Genomic DNA, 17,180 nt, shown 5'->3' on the forward strand with positions numbered 1-17,180 from the left:
GAACATGAATACATGGTTCAAAAAATCATTCGTATTGTCTGCGGGGCTGGCACTTATTTTGTCCGGCTGCGGAGCCAAATCTGATAATACAGCTACAAACACTCCCCAAACCGAGCCGAATCAGGCGCAAACGACGGACAGTGGCAAAAAGCTGAAAGTGGTTACCACTTTTTATCCGATGTATGAGTTTACAAAGCAGGTCGCTGGAGATCATGCTGATGTAACCGCGCTGATTCCTGCTGGTGCGGAGCCGCATGACTGGGAGCCAAGCGCCAAAGATATGGCACAGGTGAAGGATGCCGACGTTTTTGTATATAACGGTATCGTTGAAGGCTGGGCAGAACAGGCTTTGAGCAGTGCGTCTAACGACAAGCGTGTTGTGGTTGAAGCAAGCAAAGGGTTGAACCTGATGGAAGGTACTGCTGAGGAGGAAGAAGGAGAAGCACATGCTGAGGAAGGTCATAGTCACGATCATGTGCTGGACCCCCACGTATGGCTTGATCCGGTATTGGCCCAAAAGGAAGTAGAGTCCATTAAAGCGGGCCTTATCTCTGCAGATTCTGCGAACAAAGCTGATTATGAAAAAAATGCTGATGCTTACATCGCTAAATTGAAAGAGCTGGATACCGAGTTTAAAACAGATCTGAAAGATGTAAAACGCAAAGACTTTATTACCCAGCATGCTGCTTTTGGTTACTTGGCTAAGCAATATGGCTTGACCCAAGTGCCGATTGCCGGACTATCCCCGGAGCAAGAGCCTACACCAGACAAGCTGGCGGGCATTATCAAATTTGCCAAAGAGAATAATGTGAAAACGATTTTCTTTGAAACCCTTGTTGATCCAAAGGTCGCTGAGACCGTAGCTACTGAAATCGGTGCAAAAACCGATGTACTGAACCCACTCGAAGGACTGACGGACGAAGACAAACAGAAGAGCCTCGACTACCTTGGCGTTATGAAAAACAACCTAGAGGCTTTGAAAAAAGCCCTGAATGAATAAAGTCTGTAAACTGACATCGGTACGACCACGGTGTCAGTTTTTTATGTCTATATAAGCTGAACTTAAAAGTTACTTATCGTGCCACTACGCATCCGGATGGTGCTTCCCATCGCCACCGTCCCCGGATTTCTTGAATAAAACTATAAGGGGGAGAAATCCGGGGACAAAAGCGACCGCTTCGCTTGTACAGCACCATTCCGGCTACTTCGTTTTAATGTCCATCTTTCCAATTCAAATTCTATAATAAACAATAATGAATAAATACAAAAGAAAGGACTACCACAATTTAATCGGGGAATTAACTGCACGTCTGTATTTTCTACAAGCTTATTCCGACTTGAACTTTGAGTAGGAGTAAGTTTTTTGTGCCAAAATCACCAGTTAGATAATGTTAGTATTGGAACGAGCTTTTGGCGATCAGAGCCTTAGACGGAATTTGAAATTGAAAAGTTAGGTTTTTTTGTGAATATAATGTATGATGTAACGAGCAAAGGCGCACGGCATGGAGGTCGATATGATAAATATCATCGAAACCATGTCGTACTTTTTAGAGCAGTTAACAATTGTTCTGAAGTATGTAGAGCCAGTGGTAAAACTGCTGTCCGTAACCCTCTCCATAATTAGCTTGATTCAGACATATAGAAATAAAAGAAAATAACCGCGCTCTTGGTAGGGAAGCGGTTATTTTCGCAAAAACCTTAAAGAAGCCGTGGCGCCTTTGCGACACTTTGGTTTCTTTTTTTGTTAATTTTATTGTACACTTGTCAGTCGTATTTTACAACTTTATTATTATATTTGTTTATAAGAAAGCTTGTATAAAGCTGTTTTTAGGGGATAATCTGCACATCAAGAGGTGAGGAATATACTTAAATAAGTCATTCCATTGTTAAAAAAAAGTGGATTTCACACCGAAACAGTCATTGAAACATGGATTTAGCTATAAAAAAGCTGTGATATTATTATATTTACTTATTACTATAAGCAGTTATCTCTATATGTAGAGCATAAAAAAACGATCTATCTCCATTAGACAGGAGTGTGATCGTTTTTTTCGTTATGCGGGATATATTCCAGAACATCGCTCAGGTAATGTCTCTGACCTGTAAGATCTTCTAATGTGTCGAGAATATGACTTAATGTTTCCAGATCTACGCGTTTTGTCTTACCATCGCACATATCGTAAATTAAGTTCGGTCGAACTTTTGCTTCGCGAGCCAAGGCATTTTTTGTGATTCCTGCTTTGCTCAATGTTTCTTCTAACTTTATGTTTATCGCCAAAGATAATCACCTCTTATCAAGTATTTTACCCTGTTAGTAAGCATTATGAAATAATCATTTGACGATAAACGTTTAAGAGTGTATATTTATTATTGATTTATCGTTTAATGATAAATATTAAACGATAACATTTACAAGAAATCTCTTTTTCACAAAAGGAATTGATAATTATATTTGCTTGGTTGTTAGATTAAGTTTTGATCTGGTCAAATAAAACCATTTTAGAAAAGAGGAAAAGAACATGTCAGATATTGCTGTGCTTGAGAAAATTGTGATTGTTCATGTATGGGAAGAGGAAGAACTTGATTATGAAACGAGCGAGGCCTATCTTATTAAGCCAGGCTATGCTGTGTATGTTCTAACTGACGCTGTTCATTTGGCAAGAGTGGAGAGAATTTATCAAACAGGTTTGCAACGTTTTTACGTGGAGGATCGTAGCACTGCATCTATTCAATTAGCATCTTATGTAACAGGAGACATAACTGTAAAGATACAAGAAATTGTTATGAAGCTATTAAGTAAAAATGCATTAGATTGGCTCACTTGTGATGTAATGCATGGTATGACAGGGGGCTTTGAATTTGAAACATTATAATGTAGGTTACATATTCTAAAGCCAAGAATCCTAAAGAAGTAGAAAGTGTTAATCAAAACTGGTTCGTAAATTCCCATGAAAACGGAGTAGGCGGAATGGTGCTGTATAAGCGAAGCGGTTACTTTTTGTCCCCGGGAAGCATCCTCCGTCTGCGGAGTGACACGATAGGCACCTTTTAAGTCCAGATAGTGCAAAGGTTTCAGTGGATACCTAGTACTTTGTGATCTTCACTCTACAGGAATAATTTACGTCATTATGAAAACCTGTTTTGAAAACTAATTCAATAGTATCTAGTTTAAAATTCCATTTGTAATCCAATGGTAGCGTTTTTGTTTTTACAGATTTTTTCTATTAACTTCGGTTATTATTTCACCGATATTGAAACTTGGATATGCATTTTGTTCAGCAGTCAGCATCTGAATGATGAAGTAAGATATATAAAACGACAGGAGAGATTAACCTTGGCAACAATTATAGTCGTCGACGATTCTTTATTTATGCGATCTGTGCTTAAGGATATTTTTTTGGATTTGGGTCACTCTGTTATTGCGGAGGCGGAAAATGGGTATGACGCTGTTTTGAAGTACTCGAACCTTCGTCCAGATCTAATCACCATGGATATCAATATGCCCAAGATGGATGGACTTGAGGCTGTTGAAAAGATTATAGGGCTTGATCCTCAGGCTAAAATTTTAATGTGCTCTGCTTTGGGTCAGCAAGAAGCGATTATCAAAGCATTTCAGGCAGGTGCAAAGGATTTCATTGTTAAACCATTTGAAATGGAGAGAGTTGTGAACGCAATCACAAAAATATTTGGTAGTTGATTGATCGGGTTATCCGTGCCCATTCATGATGATGGCTGCAATCCATAAGTTGAACAAAAGAGCATCTCTATGACATAAGATTTTAATTTACATAAATATGAAGCACTTTGAAATAAGTAAGAAGGTTGTGATTTAAATGAATGTGGAGATGAATAGGATGAGTAATCGGGTTTTGTCTCAAAAAGTATTTATCGATGAATTGATTACTACGATTAGGAAAGGAGGGCTTGTCCCTATAAGTTATGAACACCTCATTAGCGAGCAACGAGAAAGAATAGATGCTCTTAACAGTGAACTTACCGTGCGCATAGAGGGGGTGGAAACGGATTTAATTCCTAATGCGACCTATTCCATTCCCTTTTCCAATGGTGAAATTATTTTTCTTGCTCGTTACATTGTACTCATCGGGGACAACACCGAGGGTTACTTTGTTTTTTACAGAGCTGAAGAATGTGATAGTCCGGAAGAGTATCATTTTATAACAAGCTCTTACCAGCTTCCGCATTTGTTGCCTGAATTATCTCTTATGTTAAAAGAACATAGCGCTAACGAGCCTGTTGATATCCTGACTTATTGGAATGGCCCAGCCTATCCGTTGAAAAGTTTGAATAAAGAGGATATCAAGCTATCCACCTACGAATTTTAATCCCGCACCAGCAGTTTAATTCTGGAGAAGTAAGTAGCCGCTGCCGCATTGTGACAATCAGTTTGTCCTCTTTGCCATTTTCAGTGAGCCTTATTTGGAGGGAAGACATTCTAGTCAATCTACTCGATTGTGGGTCAATGTACCTGTCAATCAGAACGTTAAATGGCAAGCCCCTCATCACTCGGAGGCTTGCCACTTTTCTAATGTTAAGAGCTGTCCAACTTCGAGGGGGTGTTACATATTGAATTAGTTGTGGACGTGCTGTACTATAAAAGACCTAATTTATTATTATTTAGCTGAATATTCTTTTACTTCGAACGTCAAAATTTTATTGAATATTACATAGTCTTTGCGGCTGTTGAAAGGACCCTTGTTGTTGCTATGTCTATCAATGGCGAAGAAAGAAGCACCCCGTCCGGCATCTTTAGCGTCATACCACTGAATGAAAGAGGCTAGTTCCTTCTTGCTTATATCAAATTCTTTTTCAAGCCCGTTATCCATAGTCACAACCAGAATTGCACGGTCACCACTCGGTTGTGAGGGTTCGGACGGTTCAGAGGGCTCTGACGGTTCAGAAGGTTCAGAAGGTTCAGGAGTTGGCTCTACCTCGACAGGTTTAAAAGGAAGTAACGACCCATCAGTATCAATTGCATATATAAATAAATAGTTTGGTGTATTATTTACAAATTCAACAGAGTGCTCTCCTTGAGGCAAGTTTAATTTTTCGTACATGATTTTACGGGCTGCTACGTCACTTCCAGTCAAAGAAAAGTTATCAACCTTAACACCATCTATAACGACATCAATGCTGCTAGAACCAGACCACCAAGTGGTAGAAATTAATCTTAATTTAGTGCCTTTAAAATTAAATTTTAGACTTGTTCCAGATTTTTGCCAGGGAGAAGTCCAGGTTATTGGTCCAGTATTATCACGAAACCAATTACCACCAAGATAGGTGATCTCGGGCGTATTCGCTTCATAACGAGACCATCCTTCTTCCGGTTTATTAAGGACATCCCCCGTAGCCGCAGCATATATGCTGTGGCTAGTACTAAAAAAGAGAACCATCATCCAAACTACTGTGAATAAAGTTAGCTTTACAAATTTCATAATAATTACACTCCTTTAAATTTTATTTTCTTACCAAGACTACAAAAATTGAAAAGTATTGTCTAAACATTAATGCCTATATTTATAAATAAATGTTTATAAAACCCATATATATTGGAGTTTGGAATATTCCGCGTTCTAGGGTATAGGTTTTAATACTATGATGTTTTATTGCATATGGGTTGGAATTACGATTGGGAAGATCCATTTTTGATGTCAAAGCGTGTTAAATAATCCCCTGAGAGCATCACATTCTCTCAGGGGATATTTAACATTGATAATCAAACGCATGTTCGCATATAATACAAACAAACGTTCTGATAAGGAGTGGAGGAGCATGCTGGAAAAATACGTGGGACAGATCGTGGAAATCGTGTATATGGACCGGAAGGGCAAGCTGTCTCAGCGGCGCATTGAGGTGCACCGTGTGCGGAATGGTTTGATACGGGCTACCTGTTTACAGACAGGCCAGCCACGCGTTTTTCGATTAGATCAGGTACTGGCATGGCATCCGGTAACCAGAACAGCATAGGAGGCGTTTACGATGGGGAAAAAGCTTGAAGGGAACGGCATATGGGAAAGCTCGCGCATGATCTTGCCTGAGCATCGGGATGCCTATTTGCGACTCATGAAGGAGCAGGGGAGACGCAGCAAGCCGACATTGGACGATCAGGAAATGCAGCAGATTGAGCAGGCGATCATCGTTTCCTATAACGAGCGAAAGCCCATTACGCTGCGGGTATTCAATCCATTTGATGACGAGGAGCTGTGCGGGTTTGTGACGGTGATTAACACGAGTCGGCGGGAAGTGAAGCTGTCCCGTGGGGAAGAGGATTTTAGCTGGATTAAGCTGGAGGAAATTATAGAGGCAGATATATAAAAAAATAGTCCGGGTATGGTAGTCCTGCATAAGACAGTATAAAAACTTAACTGTTTATGGGCACTGCCAAGTAAAATGTCTGAAAACAGGCGTATCGTTCAAATGAGCGATACGCCTGTTTTTTTTATTCTCCGTCCTAATAAGTAGAACGAAATAAACAGGTTTGTCGATGGAAGGGATAACTGGTTGCACTTTAGGACTTCTGGCCAACTTGGCCCGAAGGTAAATAAGGAATGAGCGACAGCGATATGACGCAACATCAGCCGGGTTTGGGGTGGCTACCCCAACAAGCAATTTTGAGGATTTTCCCACAAGGGAAAATCTCAAAATGTGCAAGTGTGTGTACACTTGCCCTACTTGCCGTTTAGCGGCAAGGCCAATTTATCGCCTACCAATATGGCTTTTTGCAAATAAAAAGACGCTACCTATTGACAAGTAAACCATCGTTTACCATAATAAGTGGTGAACGATGGTTCACTGCTGCTGAGAGGGGGTTTTTAGATGTCGGATACAAAAGAAAATATTTTGCATACCGCGCTCCGCTTGTTTGCGCGAGATGGCTATGAAGCTGTTTCGGTTAGCGCTATTGCCGGGAAGCTTGGAATGACAAAAGGAGCTTTGTATAAGCACTACAAGAATAAGCGGGATATATTTGACAGCATTGTGGAGCGTATCTATCAAATGGATTATGAGCGAGCGCGGGAATTTGAGGTTCCAGAAGAAGTATTCGAGAAAGCACCATTGCCATACCACAATACTTCTGTAGATAAAATTGACGCTTTCATCAAGGCGCAATTCCGTTTTTGGACAGAGGATGAATTTGGCTGCAATTTCCGCAAAATGATTACATTGGAGCAATACAGAAATCCTGATATGGCAGACCTGTATCAAAAGTGCCTTGCAGGTGGGCCGGTAGATTATATGGAGGATTTGTTCCGTGAAATGATAGAGCAAGGTATTTTGAGCAAAAGTAATCCGAAGCAATTAGCACTTGAGTTTTATGCACCATATTACCTGTTGTTAAGTATTTATGATTTATCCCCGGATAAAGAGGAAGCCGCGAATCTTTTTGCGGCGCACATCGAGCGCTTTATGCAAAAAAACATAGCGAAAATGAGTAAAGATAAGGAGTAATCACAATGGAATATATTAAAAGCCAAAAATACGACTTACCCAAATTACAAGCAAAAATGATGGGACCTAACCCCTTAAAATTGCAGGAGGAAATGCTTATCAAGCATAAAATTCCCGCCGGAAGCCTCGTTTGCGACTTGGGCAGCGGGCAGGGGCTTACAAGCGTTATGCTTGTCAAAGATTATGGTTTCACTGTTTACGCCGCCGATTTGTGGAGTGACCCGGAGGAAAACCGCAAATTCTTTGACGAGATGGGGCTAACCCACGAACAGATTATACCAGTCAAGGCTGACGCTACCAATTTTCCATTTGAAAAAGAATTCTTCGATGCGGTAGTCAGTACAGATTCTTATAATTATTGGGGACGCGACCCGGAATACTTAGATGCAAAGCTACTGCCTTTCGTCAAAAGCGGCGGTTATATTTATGCCTGTGTCCCCGGTATGAAAAAGGATTGCCATGATAATCTGCCGGAAGAATTGCTTCTCTCGTGGACACCGGAACAGCTTATCTATCTGCGCGATATTCACTATTGGACAGAAATTGTAAATCAATGTCAAGACGCCAAAATCATTTCCATATACGAGATGGAGGGCAATGAGGAACTTTGGGAGGTGTGGCTGAACCAAGAAAATGAGATTGCGGTCAATGACCGCAAAACAATGGAAGCTGGCGGTGGGAAATACCTGAACTTTATCGCTTTCGTACTGCAAAAGAAGTAAAATTGTTGTAAAAGTTCCATTTTCCCAAAAACTGCCGCAAGTGACTATTTGAAAGTAGGATTTTATACCGAAGTCCTCTTTGTTGAGAAAGGCATTCGCTTTATTGCTATCAACAATGGAACTGACAGCGACAACCAGCAGGACAGCGACTTCACCCCATTTTTGAACATCATAAACGAGTGGTACGCCAAAGATACCAGCAGAAAATCCGGGCCGTTTGGTGGGTATCCTGCCAGAACTGAACACCCCAATAGATGAAAGAATGGTGTAGCTTTTACGCTACGCCACACTTTGTTAGATACTGTTTTACGGAGGACGGCCCTAAGTCGGACTTTTTTTACGTTCGTCCTGTTGGATGAAAATAAGATTGTAGCCGTATGAATACAGGCTTAAAATGAATCAGTAATCGCAAAAGGAGGGGTTCAGTTTGAAAATAAGTAAAAACAATGCCGAACATTACATATGGGGAGATCAATGTGATGGTTGGCGTTTGGTGAAAAATGATGATTTGAGTATTATTCATGAGCGTATGCCCGGGAATACACACGAGGTCAGACATTATCACCATCATGCACGCCAATTCTTCTTTATTTTATCAGGTACAGCCATACTTGAAGTGGATGGTGAACGAATCGAATTGGGCTCTCAGGAAGGTTGTGAGGTTCCTCCTTTGGTTCCTCATCAAATGTTTAACGAAACGAATAAGGATGTTGAATTTTTGGTGATTTCTCAGCCTGCGAGCAGAGGTGACCGGGTCTTGGCTGAAAAATAATTTTTTGGGACAGGTGCCAGAGACCGTATAGCTAGCCCGTTTGGGGGGTATCGTTGCAATGGATCGTGATTTATTAAAGCAGCAGCATCTGACGGGGGCTCGATGATATCATGGATGAGATTCAGGAGAGTTGGCCTTCTCTGGAGGCTTACGAAAATAATGGATTTGGATGCGCTGCCATGCCTGTATGTTTTATTTGACTGGTGAGCAGATTGCACGTATTCTTGCTAAATCGGCTGAATAAAATCATAGAGTACAATAGAGGAAGGCCGCCATATATGGTGGCTTTTTTTTGTTGGAGAAAGGTTACGGAAGCTATTACGTTTACCGTACGCTTCTTTTGTAGTAATATAAATTAATCGTAATTATTACAATTAGAGAAGGTGGCATAATGCTGGAACGACTTTATCGGCAAACCATTATGGATCATTACAAGCAACCACGAAACTATGGCAAGCTTACAGATGATGACGCTATCGTACTTCCATATAAGAATCCGACGTGTGGAGATGTCATGATTTTATATATGCTGCTGCAAGACGACTGCATTCAGGATCAAATTTGAAGGTTCAAGCTGCTCGATCAGTATGGCCTCCTGCTCCATGATGACCGAACTGGTCAAGCGAAAGTCTGTAAGGGAGGCCAGTCAATTGCTGGAACAGCATCCGGTCATCTTGGAAAATCATAATTGAAGGAGTCATTAATGTGAGAGAAGATAGAGTAACCCCGGAACTGCCTTCCAAGGCGGAGCGCCATCGGCTGTTCGGCTCGGTGGACCCTATTCCGGGAGATAAACCCACCACGAAGGAACACATGTCCGATTTGCAAAATGAGAAGCTCAACTATTTGTTCGACATTGAACAGGTGGGCATCGCCAGAGTAAAGCATCCCATTACCGTGGAGGCAGGGTTGAGTCCTTCGTCTCAGGTAAGCATAGGAACCTTTAAGCTGACAACCTCGCTCAATCGTGAGGCTAAAGGGATCAATATGAGCCGTCTGACAGAGCATTTGGAGGAATATCGGCAGCAGGGCGGAACGACGGATTTGGAGCAGCTGATCCGTTTTACGGAAGGACTGGTTGTGCGGATGAATCAAGAATGCGCCGAACTGGAGCTTTCGTTTCCCTGGTTCTACGAACGGTGTTCCCCTGTGCTGGACAAGACGGGACTGAACCATGCCGAGGCGCTGATCCGAATCTGCTATAAGGAAGGACGGGGAAGTCGTGCCGTGGTTGGCTTGACGGTGGCAGTAACCACCTTGTGCCCGTGCTCCAAGGAAATCAGCGAGTACAGTGCCCACAATCAGCGGGGCGTGGTGACCCTGGAGGCGCATATAGATGAGCCGGACAAGCTGGGGCAGGATTGGAAGGTCATGCTGCTGGATGCAGCAGAATCCAATGCCAGCGCTCCGCTGCATCCGGTGCTCAAGCGCCCCGACGAGAAGGCCGTAACTGAAAAAGCGTACGAAAATCCGCGCTTTGTCGAGGATATGGTGCGGCTGATTGCTGCCGATCTGGTTGAGCTGGAGGCCGTTCGTGCCTTCACGGTGGAGTGCCGAAATGAAGAATCCATCCATCTGCACGATGCTATAGCAAAAATCTCATATGAAAAACAGCGCTCCTGATTCTGTCAGGAAGAAATGCCAAAGAACCACAGTGAAAATGGTCGAAATGACGATTTTTATTGTGGTTTTTTATTCTATTTTAGGAATTGGAAGCAGTTTTTGTCCAAATTCCGGTCTGAAATGTCCATGGAAACAGGATATTTATTCCATATAATAAGAAAGTGAATTGATTGAAAATGATTATCAATATCAAAGGAGTGATCGAGTTGCCAAAAGCTACTACTGCTATCTCGCATAGCACCCGTTATCTGGAGAGTCAGGCTGCACGGGAATCCAATGCCAGATCCTACCTCCGCCGTATCCCCATTGCCATCGCTGAAGCAGAGGGCATCCATGTCAAGGATACGGGGGGAAGGCATTCCGCCGTGATGCGCTTTTTACCGTCGCTGATTGTGACGGAGCGCCAAATCGACGATACTTTCCTCATTTTTAATGAAGAGGTGCATGTGGCCTATGCCGGGTTGCAGCACGGTCATGGTTAAGCAGGCCGAGGGATGAAAATACGGGCTGTGTCCGAGCAATGGAAGGTCGTCATCACGGTGATGCTCGGCACCTTTACGGTTTTGCTGAATAACAGTTCGCTGAACCCGGCGATTCCGTCCTTCATTAGAGTATTTAATACGAACGCTGCCACGGCGAGCTGGCTCATCACTATTTTTCTAATCACGATGGGCATGACGATGCCATTAACCGGATATTTGGCAGATCGTTTTGGAAAAAAGAAAGTATATTTGAGCGGACTTGCGCTCTTTGTCACAGGTTCCTTGTTCGGCTCGTTATCGTGGGGGCTTATCACCGTAATCCTCTGTCGGGGGCTGCAAGGGGTGGCAGGCGGAATGATGATTCCGTTGTCGCTGGCGCTGATTTTTGAAGCTTTTCCCAAGGAGGAACGCGGCAAGGTAACGGGAATTTGGGGGATTGCGATTATGGCGGCTCCGATGCTCGGGCCTACGGTGGGAGGAATCGTGCTGTCTCTAAGTAGCTGGCAGGTGCTTTTTCTCATAAATGTGCCGACCGGACTGCTGGGATTGCTGATGGGGATACGTTATTTAACAGCTGCACATAGCAATCCGTCGCGCACCTTTGACAGCAGCGGATTTATAACGGTCACGTTGGGTGTGGGGTTCATTCTGTTTGCGCTGGGCAGAACAACGACAGTTGCGGATCTGATTGCCCCGCTGCATATTCTGCTGTTCCTTGCAGGAGCGGTTTTGCTGGTTCTGTTCGTGCGAATGGAACTGGTGAAGGAACAGCCGCTGCTGAATGTGCATATTTTCAAAATACCAACCTACAGCTTGAGCGTCATCGTGGCGAGTGTACAGGCGATTGCGATGTTCGGCAGCATTTTTCTGGTTCCGATGCTGGTGCAAAATGTGTACGGCTTTGACGCCATGATGACAGGACTTGTATTTTTGCCTTCCGCTATATGTACAGGGTGGTTCGTCACGATAGCGGGCAAGCAATTAGATCGCAAGGGGCCCAAAGGAATGATCGGCACGGGACTTATCATCACATGCGCGGCTACGGCGATGCTCGGTATGCTCCAGATGAATTCACCGCTGTGGATGATCTTCATCCTCATGATGCTGCGGGGAATTGGGCTGGGTCTGTCGAATATGCCTGCCACAACGGCTGGGCTGAATGCGATTCCCGATGAACTGGTAGCCCAAGGCTCAGCAATGAATAATGTGATGCGAAGACTGACCTCTTCGCTTGGAATGGTTGTGATTTCGATTTATTTTGAAGTTCGCAAGGCTCAGCTTCTGATGGGAGGCTATTCGGTGGAAACGGGAACGCTGCAAGCGATCAGGGAAGGCTTTATCGGGATGAGTATATTGATTTTACTCACGATCCCCGCCACTTTTTTCCTGAATACCCCTGATTTCCTTCGCAAGGAAGGAGCGCGTCGTACATCCAGTGATACCCCGGAAGCGAAAGCGTCTGCGGCTGCACCTAAGGTTTGAACAGGAAGGGAGAGAAAGAGTATACATGCTGACACCATCAACGGAGATTTCCACGATCGCTGGAGAGCTGTCCAAAAGCAGGATCTGGGCGGAGCAAGCGACACTGCGGGCCTTGGTCAACAGTTATCTGCGGGAAACGCAACAATTTGACCCGAGAATGAATACGGAAGCATCGGAAATAAGGGTGCTGCTGCCCCAAATCGGGCTGCAAATCACGGGAACTCTACACCATTTCTCTGCAACTGGCCAGCATGTGTATGGGAGTGCTTGGTACGAGGTAGAAGAAGGCGGGACTCTCAGGCCCCTGGAGATGGATGGAGTTATACAAAGGCTGCTGGACGAGATGAGCTATCACGCCAAGCCCGAGCAACGGGAAGCAGAGCAGCAAAAGATGAAGCAGCGTATTCGTAACAGTATGCACAAAATGACGCTCTTTATGGATCACCATATGAAGATCACAGGCGAGAGCAAGCCAAAGTCTCTCTTCGGTACAGAAGCCCGCCTAACGTATGTACGTTCGGAGCAGTCTTTGCTGATCGGACACCCTTTTCATCCTTTTCCGAAAAGTACAGAAGGATTTGCCGATGATGAGCTTCCGCTATACAGTCCCGAGATGGGCGCGGCGTTTCCGCTGTATTATTTCGCGGTTCATGAGGATAACGTGCAGGAGGAATGGATTGGTGAAGAGCACCGAAGGGATGCCATTGACCCGTCTGTGCGGCTCCATGCTCGGCGTCAATGGGGAGAGGAGCTGGCGCGGTATCACATTTTGCCCATGCATCCATGGCAGGCTGAACAGGTGCTGCGACAATCCTACATTCAAAGTTTGATACGTCAGCGGGTGTTGATTCCATTGGGCGCGCTAGGCCCTATTATTTATCCGACTTCTTCGATACGAACAGTATGGGATTTGAAAACCGGAAATGGCTATAAGCTGCCGCTGCATGTGCGGATTACCAATCTTGTGCGTGATAATACGCAGGAGCAGGCTCGGCGTACACTGGATGCTGCGAAGGTCATTCACGAGCTTTCAGCCGACTGGTCGTCCCATATCCAATCCGAGTCCTTCAAGGTGCTGACAGAAACGGGATACAGCCGCGTATGCTTCCAGCCGAATGAGGAAGCGAAACGGACAGAGAGTCCTGAGTTTACTAAGGATGCAGGGTTTTCACAGGTCACCACGAGTGATGCAAAGTATGACGCAGGACATGAGTATAGCCCAGCGGCAACAGAACGAGGAACAGCGACGGTTCAAGAGCTGGAGCAACTGTCTGACCAGTTTACGGTTCTTTATCGTCCGATGGATTTGAACCCTGAATCCACCTATGTACTGGCTTCCTTGCTGGAGCCGTTGCCGGGTGAACAGGAGTCGCGGCTTATTGGAGTGATTCGGGGCAATGACTCGGGCAAAAGCGGAGAACGGCCTGACCCGTTAGTTTGGCTGGAGCGGTATCTTCACATATCCATGGTGCCCATGCTGCGTTTGCTTGCGGTGAAAGGTATCGCCTTCGAGGCTCATGTGCAAAATTCGCTTCTGTCCCTACAGGACGGATGGCCGGAATGCTACTATGTACGGGATTTGGAGGGCGTAAGTATTGTGCGTGAACAGGCCAAGGCAGCCGGATGGATCGGTTCATTGATTGCTGAGGACAGTTCCGTATTGTACGGTGCAGAAGAACCATGGATGCGTACCCGTTATTATTTCTTTGTTAACCATTTGGGGGCTTTGATTCATGCCCTTGCGGTTCATGAGCAGCACAGTGAGCAGGAGTATTGGAAGGTGGTACGCAAGGTGTTGGAGCAATTACGGAAACAAGATGCTGGTTCTTGCCCCCGTCTAGCCGCCTATATCCAAGATTTATTGACCGCACCTACACTGCCTGCCAAAGCCAATTTTACAAGCTGCTTTCAATCCAGAGGAGATGCGCCTTCGTTTATCCCGATCCCTAATCCAATTCATTTTCGTGAGGTGACTTCATGTCTGTAACTAATATTTCGGGCCACAATTTATCCACAAGCAGCCTTTCTACAGCTCCCACCAGCAGCGCCTCGACCACTCAACGCTTTATTCAGGCGCTCCGCTCGGATACCTTTACGCAGGTGGAGCAGCGTATCATCCGGCAGCTGATTCAGGCATTGCTGTATGAAGAAATTTTGCCCTATGACACGCATAGCGATGCCGTGAATAACGACGACCTACATTTTATATTGTCCGGCAAGGACATTACAGGTCGCCTTGTCCAATACCGTTCTGTCGGAAAACGGATGAACAGCTTTGGGCGCATTCGGCTCGTTCCTGTGCCTGTCAGACGGGTCGGGACAGACGGGAGCGAAACGACGGCCACGCTGGCGGATTTTGCAAATGAAGTCCTCAGCGCCGCACAGCAGGGTGAACGACTCCAGCGCTTCATCGAGGAATTGGAGCAAACTCTACTCAAGGATGTACAGGCGCAAAGCTCTTTCACAGCACCCTTTCTGGTGGATGATCAGCGCCCATATGATGAGCTGGAAGGCAATTTGGGAGACGGTCATCCCTATCATCCGTGCTACAAATCCAGAATCGGCTTTACGCTGGCAGATAATGAACTGTATGGTCCCGAGTTCAAGCAGCCGATCCGTCCTGTGTGGCTGGCCATTGCCAAAAGCCACAGCCGAAAGGGGCAGTCGCAGGCGATTGAGTATGAAGCATTTATTCGCCAGGAGCTGGGAGAAAGCGAAGTCGCACGCTTCCAAGCCTTGTTAACCAGCTACGGTCAGCAACCGGAGGCCTATCGCTTCATGCCTGTCCACCCGTGGCAATGGCAGCAGGTCATTTTACCCCGGTTTCATCAAGAGCTGTCGGATCAGCGGATCGTGTGGCTCGGTGAAGCGAGCGATATATATCAGGCGCAGCAGTCGATCCGCACATTGTCCAACCGAACGACGCCGGAGCGTGCGTATGTGAAGCTGTCGCTCAGCATTACGAACACCTCCACCAGCCGGATCATGGCTGGGCATACCGTGCTGAACGGAGCGCTCATAACGGACTGGCTGCATGGGTTGCTGGAACACGATGAATACGCTGCGCAACAGGGATTCTTTGTGTTGCGTGAGGTTTTGGGTATCACGTATGACTATGAGCAGCTTCCCGAATACCGTCAGGGGAAAACCTACGGCTCACTGGGGACGGTTTGGCGGGAAAGCATCCATGGCTATTTGCAGCCGGATGAGGATGCGATTCCTTTTAACGGACTATGTTATGTGCAAAAAAATGGAGTGCCGCTCATCGATCCGTGGATACAGCAATTCGGCGTAGAGCAATGGACCCGGCATGTGCTGGAGGCCACAATATCGCCGATTATTCATATGCTGTATGCGCATGGGATCGGTATGGAATCCCACGGACAGAATATCATTTTGATTCACCGGAACGGGCAACCGACACGGGTGGCGCTTAAGGATTTTCATGATGGTGTCCGGTTTTCTGTGAAGCATCTGACAGAGCCGGAGAAATGTCCCAATCTTCATCCTGAGCCGCCTAGTCATGCCCGAATTAACCGCAATTCGTTTATTAAAACGAGTAACCCGGACGATGTACGCGACTTTTCTTACGATGCTTTTTTCTTTATTGCAGCCGCCGAGCTGGCGATGTTCCTGGCCGAACATTATCAACTGGCCGAGCAGCGTTTTTGGGAGATGTCTGCACAGGTCATTCATGATTATCAGCGCCAGCATCCTCAGCATAAAAAGCGATTCCGTCTGTTTGATTTGTTTGCCCCAACTGTACAGATTGAAGAATTGATGAAAAGGCGTCTGCTTGGGGATGAGGACCTTCATTTCAAACCGGGAATGAACCCGCTGTATGCGTACCGGGAGCCGACATGCTGACTGTAAATCGGCTTCAGGAGAAGCTGCGGAAAGGACAGGAGGTAGTTGGCCTCATCGCTTCCATTCCGGCGGCGCTTACGGTCGAAATGATCGGACATGCCGGATATGATTTTGTGATCATCGATATGGAGCATGTCATGGTCAATCCCGAGACGGTGGAGCATATGATCCGCGCTGCGGAAGCCGCACAAATCACGCCCTTGGTGCGTGTGCCTGAGGTCGATGCCAAGCAAATATTGCGCGTGCTGGATAGCGGAGCACAGGGAATTGTTGTTCCGCATGTGGAAAGCAGAGAGCAGATAGAGAAGCTGGTGCAGGCTGCAAAATATAGCCCGGAGGGCAAACGAAGCCTGAACAGCGGCAGACCGGCTGCATTTGGCAAAGGAAGTTTGATGGACTACATGAAGCAGGCCAATGATCAGATCATGCTGGTGCCGATGATTGAGAGTGGATTGGGTGTCGAGCGAGTTGCCGATATTTTGTCTGTACCGGGCATTGACATGGTGCTGGAAGGAGCAGCGGATTTGTCCCAATCGTACGGGGTGCCATGGCAGACCGATGCAACGATTGTGCAGGAGGGACTACAGCGGATCTTTGAAGCTTCACGGGAAGCAGGTATTCCGTATTGTGCCATTCCGCGCAGGGACGGGGAATACGGTGCATGGGTGAAACAAGGGGTTTATGCCTTCGTACTGGGTGATGAGCGGGGAATTGCTTTTCGCGCCTTGCAAAAAAGAAGGTCTGACCTACAGTAGCTCTCAACAT

17 protein-coding genes and 1 pseudogene are annotated in these 17,180 nt (G+C 45.6%); 16 read left to right on the plus strand and 2 right to left on the minus strand.

Annotation, left to right across the window (positions count from 1 at the left end; genetic code table 11):
* Window positions 1–4: 4 nt before the first annotated feature.
* Entirely contained in the window at window positions 5–1,000 is a 996-nt protein-coding gene (locus HPL003_RS18960; protein WP_014281344.1) for a metal ABC transporter substrate-binding protein, read from the plus strand.
* 1,026 nt (window positions 1,001–2,026) lie between these two features.
* Here HPL003_RS18960 and HPL003_RS18965 read toward each other — a convergent pair.
* Complete coding sequence (locus HPL003_RS18965) at window positions 2,027–2,278, minus strand: helix-turn-helix domain-containing protein (RefSeq protein ID WP_014281346.1); 252 nt, start codon at window positions 2,276–2,278, stop codon at window positions 2,027–2,029.
* A gap of 241 nt (window positions 2,279–2,519) precedes the next feature.
* Here HPL003_RS18965 and HPL003_RS18970 point away from each other — a divergent pair, with 241 nt between their 5' ends.
* The 3 genes from HPL003_RS18970 to HPL003_RS18980 all read left to right on the plus strand — a co-directional run bounded on the left by HPL003_RS18970 (window position 2,520) and on the right by HPL003_RS18980 (window position 4,343).
* Window positions 2,520–2,873, plus strand: coding sequence for a hypothetical protein (locus tag HPL003_RS18970; protein WP_014281347.1), 354 nt, complete (start codon window positions 2,520–2,522; stop codon window positions 2,871–2,873).
* 461 nt (window positions 2,874–3,334) lie between these two features.
* A complete protein-coding gene (locus HPL003_RS29915) occupies window positions 3,335–3,697 on the plus strand; it encodes a response regulator (RefSeq protein WP_014281348.1) in 363 nt (120 codons plus the stop codon).
* Between the two features lie 157 nt (window positions 3,698–3,854).
* Window positions 3,855–4,343, plus strand: coding sequence for a hypothetical protein (locus HPL003_RS18980; protein WP_014281349.1), 489 nt, complete (start codon window positions 3,855–3,857; stop codon window positions 4,341–4,343).
* 288 nt (window positions 4,344–4,631) lie between these two features.
* On the opposite strand, the gene HPL003_RS28925 is transcribed toward HPL003_RS18980, so the two are convergent.
* Window positions 4,632–5,453 carry a hypothetical protein gene (locus HPL003_RS28925; RefSeq protein WP_014281350.1) on the minus strand — a complete coding sequence of 274 codons (822 nt, stop codon included), beginning with the start codon at window positions 5,451–5,453 and terminating at the stop codon, window positions 4,632–4,634.
* A gap of 337 nt (window positions 5,454–5,790) precedes the next feature.
* Between HPL003_RS28925 and HPL003_RS18990 the strand changes: the two genes are divergently transcribed.
* From HPL003_RS18990 to HPL003_RS19045, 12 genes and pseudogenes are all read left to right on the plus strand, one after another.
* A complete protein-coding gene (locus tag HPL003_RS18990) occupies window positions 5,791–5,985 on the plus strand; it encodes a hypothetical protein (RefSeq protein ID WP_014281351.1) in 195 nt (64 codons plus the stop codon).
* A gap of 12 nt (window positions 5,986–5,997) precedes the next feature.
* On the plus strand, window positions 5,998–6,333 hold the full coding sequence (locus HPL003_RS18995) for a YolD-like family protein (protein ID WP_014281352.1): 336 nt from the start codon (window positions 5,998–6,000) through the stop codon (window positions 6,331–6,333).
* Between the two features lie 501 nt (window positions 6,334–6,834).
* Entirely contained in the window at window positions 6,835–7,467 is a 633-nt protein-coding gene (locus tag HPL003_RS19000; RefSeq protein WP_014281353.1) for a TetR/AcrR family transcriptional regulator, read from the plus strand.
* Between the two features lie 5 nt (window positions 7,468–7,472).
* The gene (locus HPL003_RS19005; protein WP_014281354.1) at window positions 7,473–8,189 is read left to right on the plus strand and encodes an SAM-dependent methyltransferase; all 717 of its coding nucleotides are present in this window, start codon (window positions 7,473–7,475) and stop codon (window positions 8,187–8,189) included.
* A 427-nt stretch (window positions 8,190–8,616) separates the two neighbouring features.
* Window positions 8,617–8,961 carry a cupin domain-containing protein gene (locus HPL003_RS19010; RefSeq protein WP_014281355.1) on the plus strand — a complete coding sequence of 115 codons (345 nt, stop codon included), beginning with the start codon at window positions 8,617–8,619 and terminating at the stop codon, window positions 8,959–8,961.
* A gap of 421 nt (window positions 8,962–9,382) precedes the next feature.
* Window positions 9,383–9,653 (plus strand): annotated as a pseudogene (locus tag HPL003_RS28235) (iron-sulfur cluster assembly scaffold protein).
* 13 nt (window positions 9,654–9,666) lie between these two features.
* Window positions 9,667–10,584: a GTP cyclohydrolase FolE2 gene (folE2, locus tag HPL003_RS19020; protein WP_014281357.1), complete on the plus strand. Its 918-nt coding sequence runs from the start codon at window positions 9,667–9,669 to the stop codon at window positions 10,582–10,584.
* A 206-nt stretch (window positions 10,585–10,790) separates the two neighbouring features.
* Entirely contained in the window at window positions 10,791–11,066 is a 276-nt protein-coding gene (locus HPL003_RS29925) for a hypothetical protein (RefSeq protein ID WP_238533397.1), read from the plus strand.
* A 12-nt stretch (window positions 11,067–11,078) separates the two neighbouring features.
* The gene (locus tag HPL003_RS19030; protein ID WP_014281359.1) at window positions 11,079–12,548 is read left to right on the plus strand and encodes an MDR family MFS transporter; all 1,470 of its coding nucleotides are present in this window, start codon (window positions 11,079–11,081) and stop codon (window positions 12,546–12,548) included.
* A gap of 25 nt (window positions 12,549–12,573) precedes the next feature.
* Window positions 12,574–14,535: an IucA/IucC family protein gene (locus HPL003_RS19035; protein ID WP_014281360.1), complete on the plus strand. Its 1,962-nt coding sequence runs from the start codon at window positions 12,574–12,576 to the stop codon at window positions 14,533–14,535.
* On the plus strand, window positions 14,526–16,415 hold the full coding sequence (locus HPL003_RS19040) for an IucA/IucC family protein (protein WP_014281361.1): 1,890 nt from the start codon (window positions 14,526–14,528) through the stop codon (window positions 16,413–16,415). The genes HPL003_RS19035 and HPL003_RS19040 overlap by 10 nt, the downstream gene beginning before the upstream one ends.
* A complete protein-coding gene (locus HPL003_RS19045) occupies window positions 16,409–17,170 on the plus strand; it encodes an HpcH/HpaI aldolase family protein (RefSeq protein WP_014281362.1) in 762 nt (253 codons plus the stop codon). The genes HPL003_RS19040 and HPL003_RS19045 overlap by 7 nt, the downstream gene beginning before the upstream one ends.
* The last annotated feature ends 10 nt before the right edge of the window (window positions 17,171–17,180 follow it).

It is taken from the genome of Paenibacillus terrae HPL-003 (assembly GCF_000235585.1).
Taxonomy (GTDB): Bacteria; Bacillota; Bacilli; order Paenibacillales; family Paenibacillaceae; genus Paenibacillus; species Paenibacillus terrae_B.

Bases quoted from the DNA above. Each gene is read 5' to 3' on its own strand.
- HPL003_RS18960 (WP_014281344.1), top strand. From the start codon at position 5: ATGAATACATGGTTCAAAAAATCATTCGTATTGTCTGCGGGGCTGGCA.
- HPL003_RS18970 (WP_014281347.1), top strand. From the start codon at position 2,520: ATGTCAGATATTGCTGTGCTTGAGAAAATTGTGATTGTTCATGTATGG.
- HPL003_RS18980 (WP_014281349.1), top strand. From the start codon at position 3,855: ATGAGTAATCGGGTTTTGTCTCAAAAAGTATTTATCGATGAATTGATT.
- HPL003_RS28925 (WP_014281350.1), bottom strand. From the start codon at position 5,453: ATGAAATTTGTAAAGCTAACTTTATTCACAGTAGTTTGGATGATGGTT.
- HPL003_RS18990 (WP_014281351.1), top strand. From the start codon at position 5,791: ATGCTGGAAAAATACGTGGGACAGATCGTGGAAATCGTGTATATGGAC.
- HPL003_RS18995 (WP_014281352.1), top strand. From the start codon at position 5,998: ATGGGGAAAAAGCTTGAAGGGAACGGCATATGGGAAAGCTCGCGCATG.
- HPL003_RS19000 (WP_014281353.1), top strand. From the start codon at position 6,835: ATGTCGGATACAAAAGAAAATATTTTGCATACCGCGCTCCGCTTGTTT.
- HPL003_RS19005 (WP_014281354.1), top strand. From the start codon at position 7,473: ATGGAATATATTAAAAGCCAAAAATACGACTTACCCAAATTACAAGCA.
- HPL003_RS19030 (WP_014281359.1), top strand. From the start codon at position 11,079: ATGAAAATACGGGCTGTGTCCGAGCAATGGAAGGTCGTCATCACGGTG.
- HPL003_RS19035 (WP_014281360.1), top strand. From the start codon at position 12,574: ATGCTGACACCATCAACGGAGATTTCCACGATCGCTGGAGAGCTGTCC.
- HPL003_RS19040 (WP_014281361.1), top strand. From the start codon at position 14,526: ATGTCTGTAACTAATATTTCGGGCCACAATTTATCCACAAGCAGCCTT.
- HPL003_RS19045 (WP_014281362.1), top strand. From the start codon at position 16,409: ATGCTGACTGTAAATCGGCTTCAGGAGAAGCTGCGGAAAGGACAGGAG.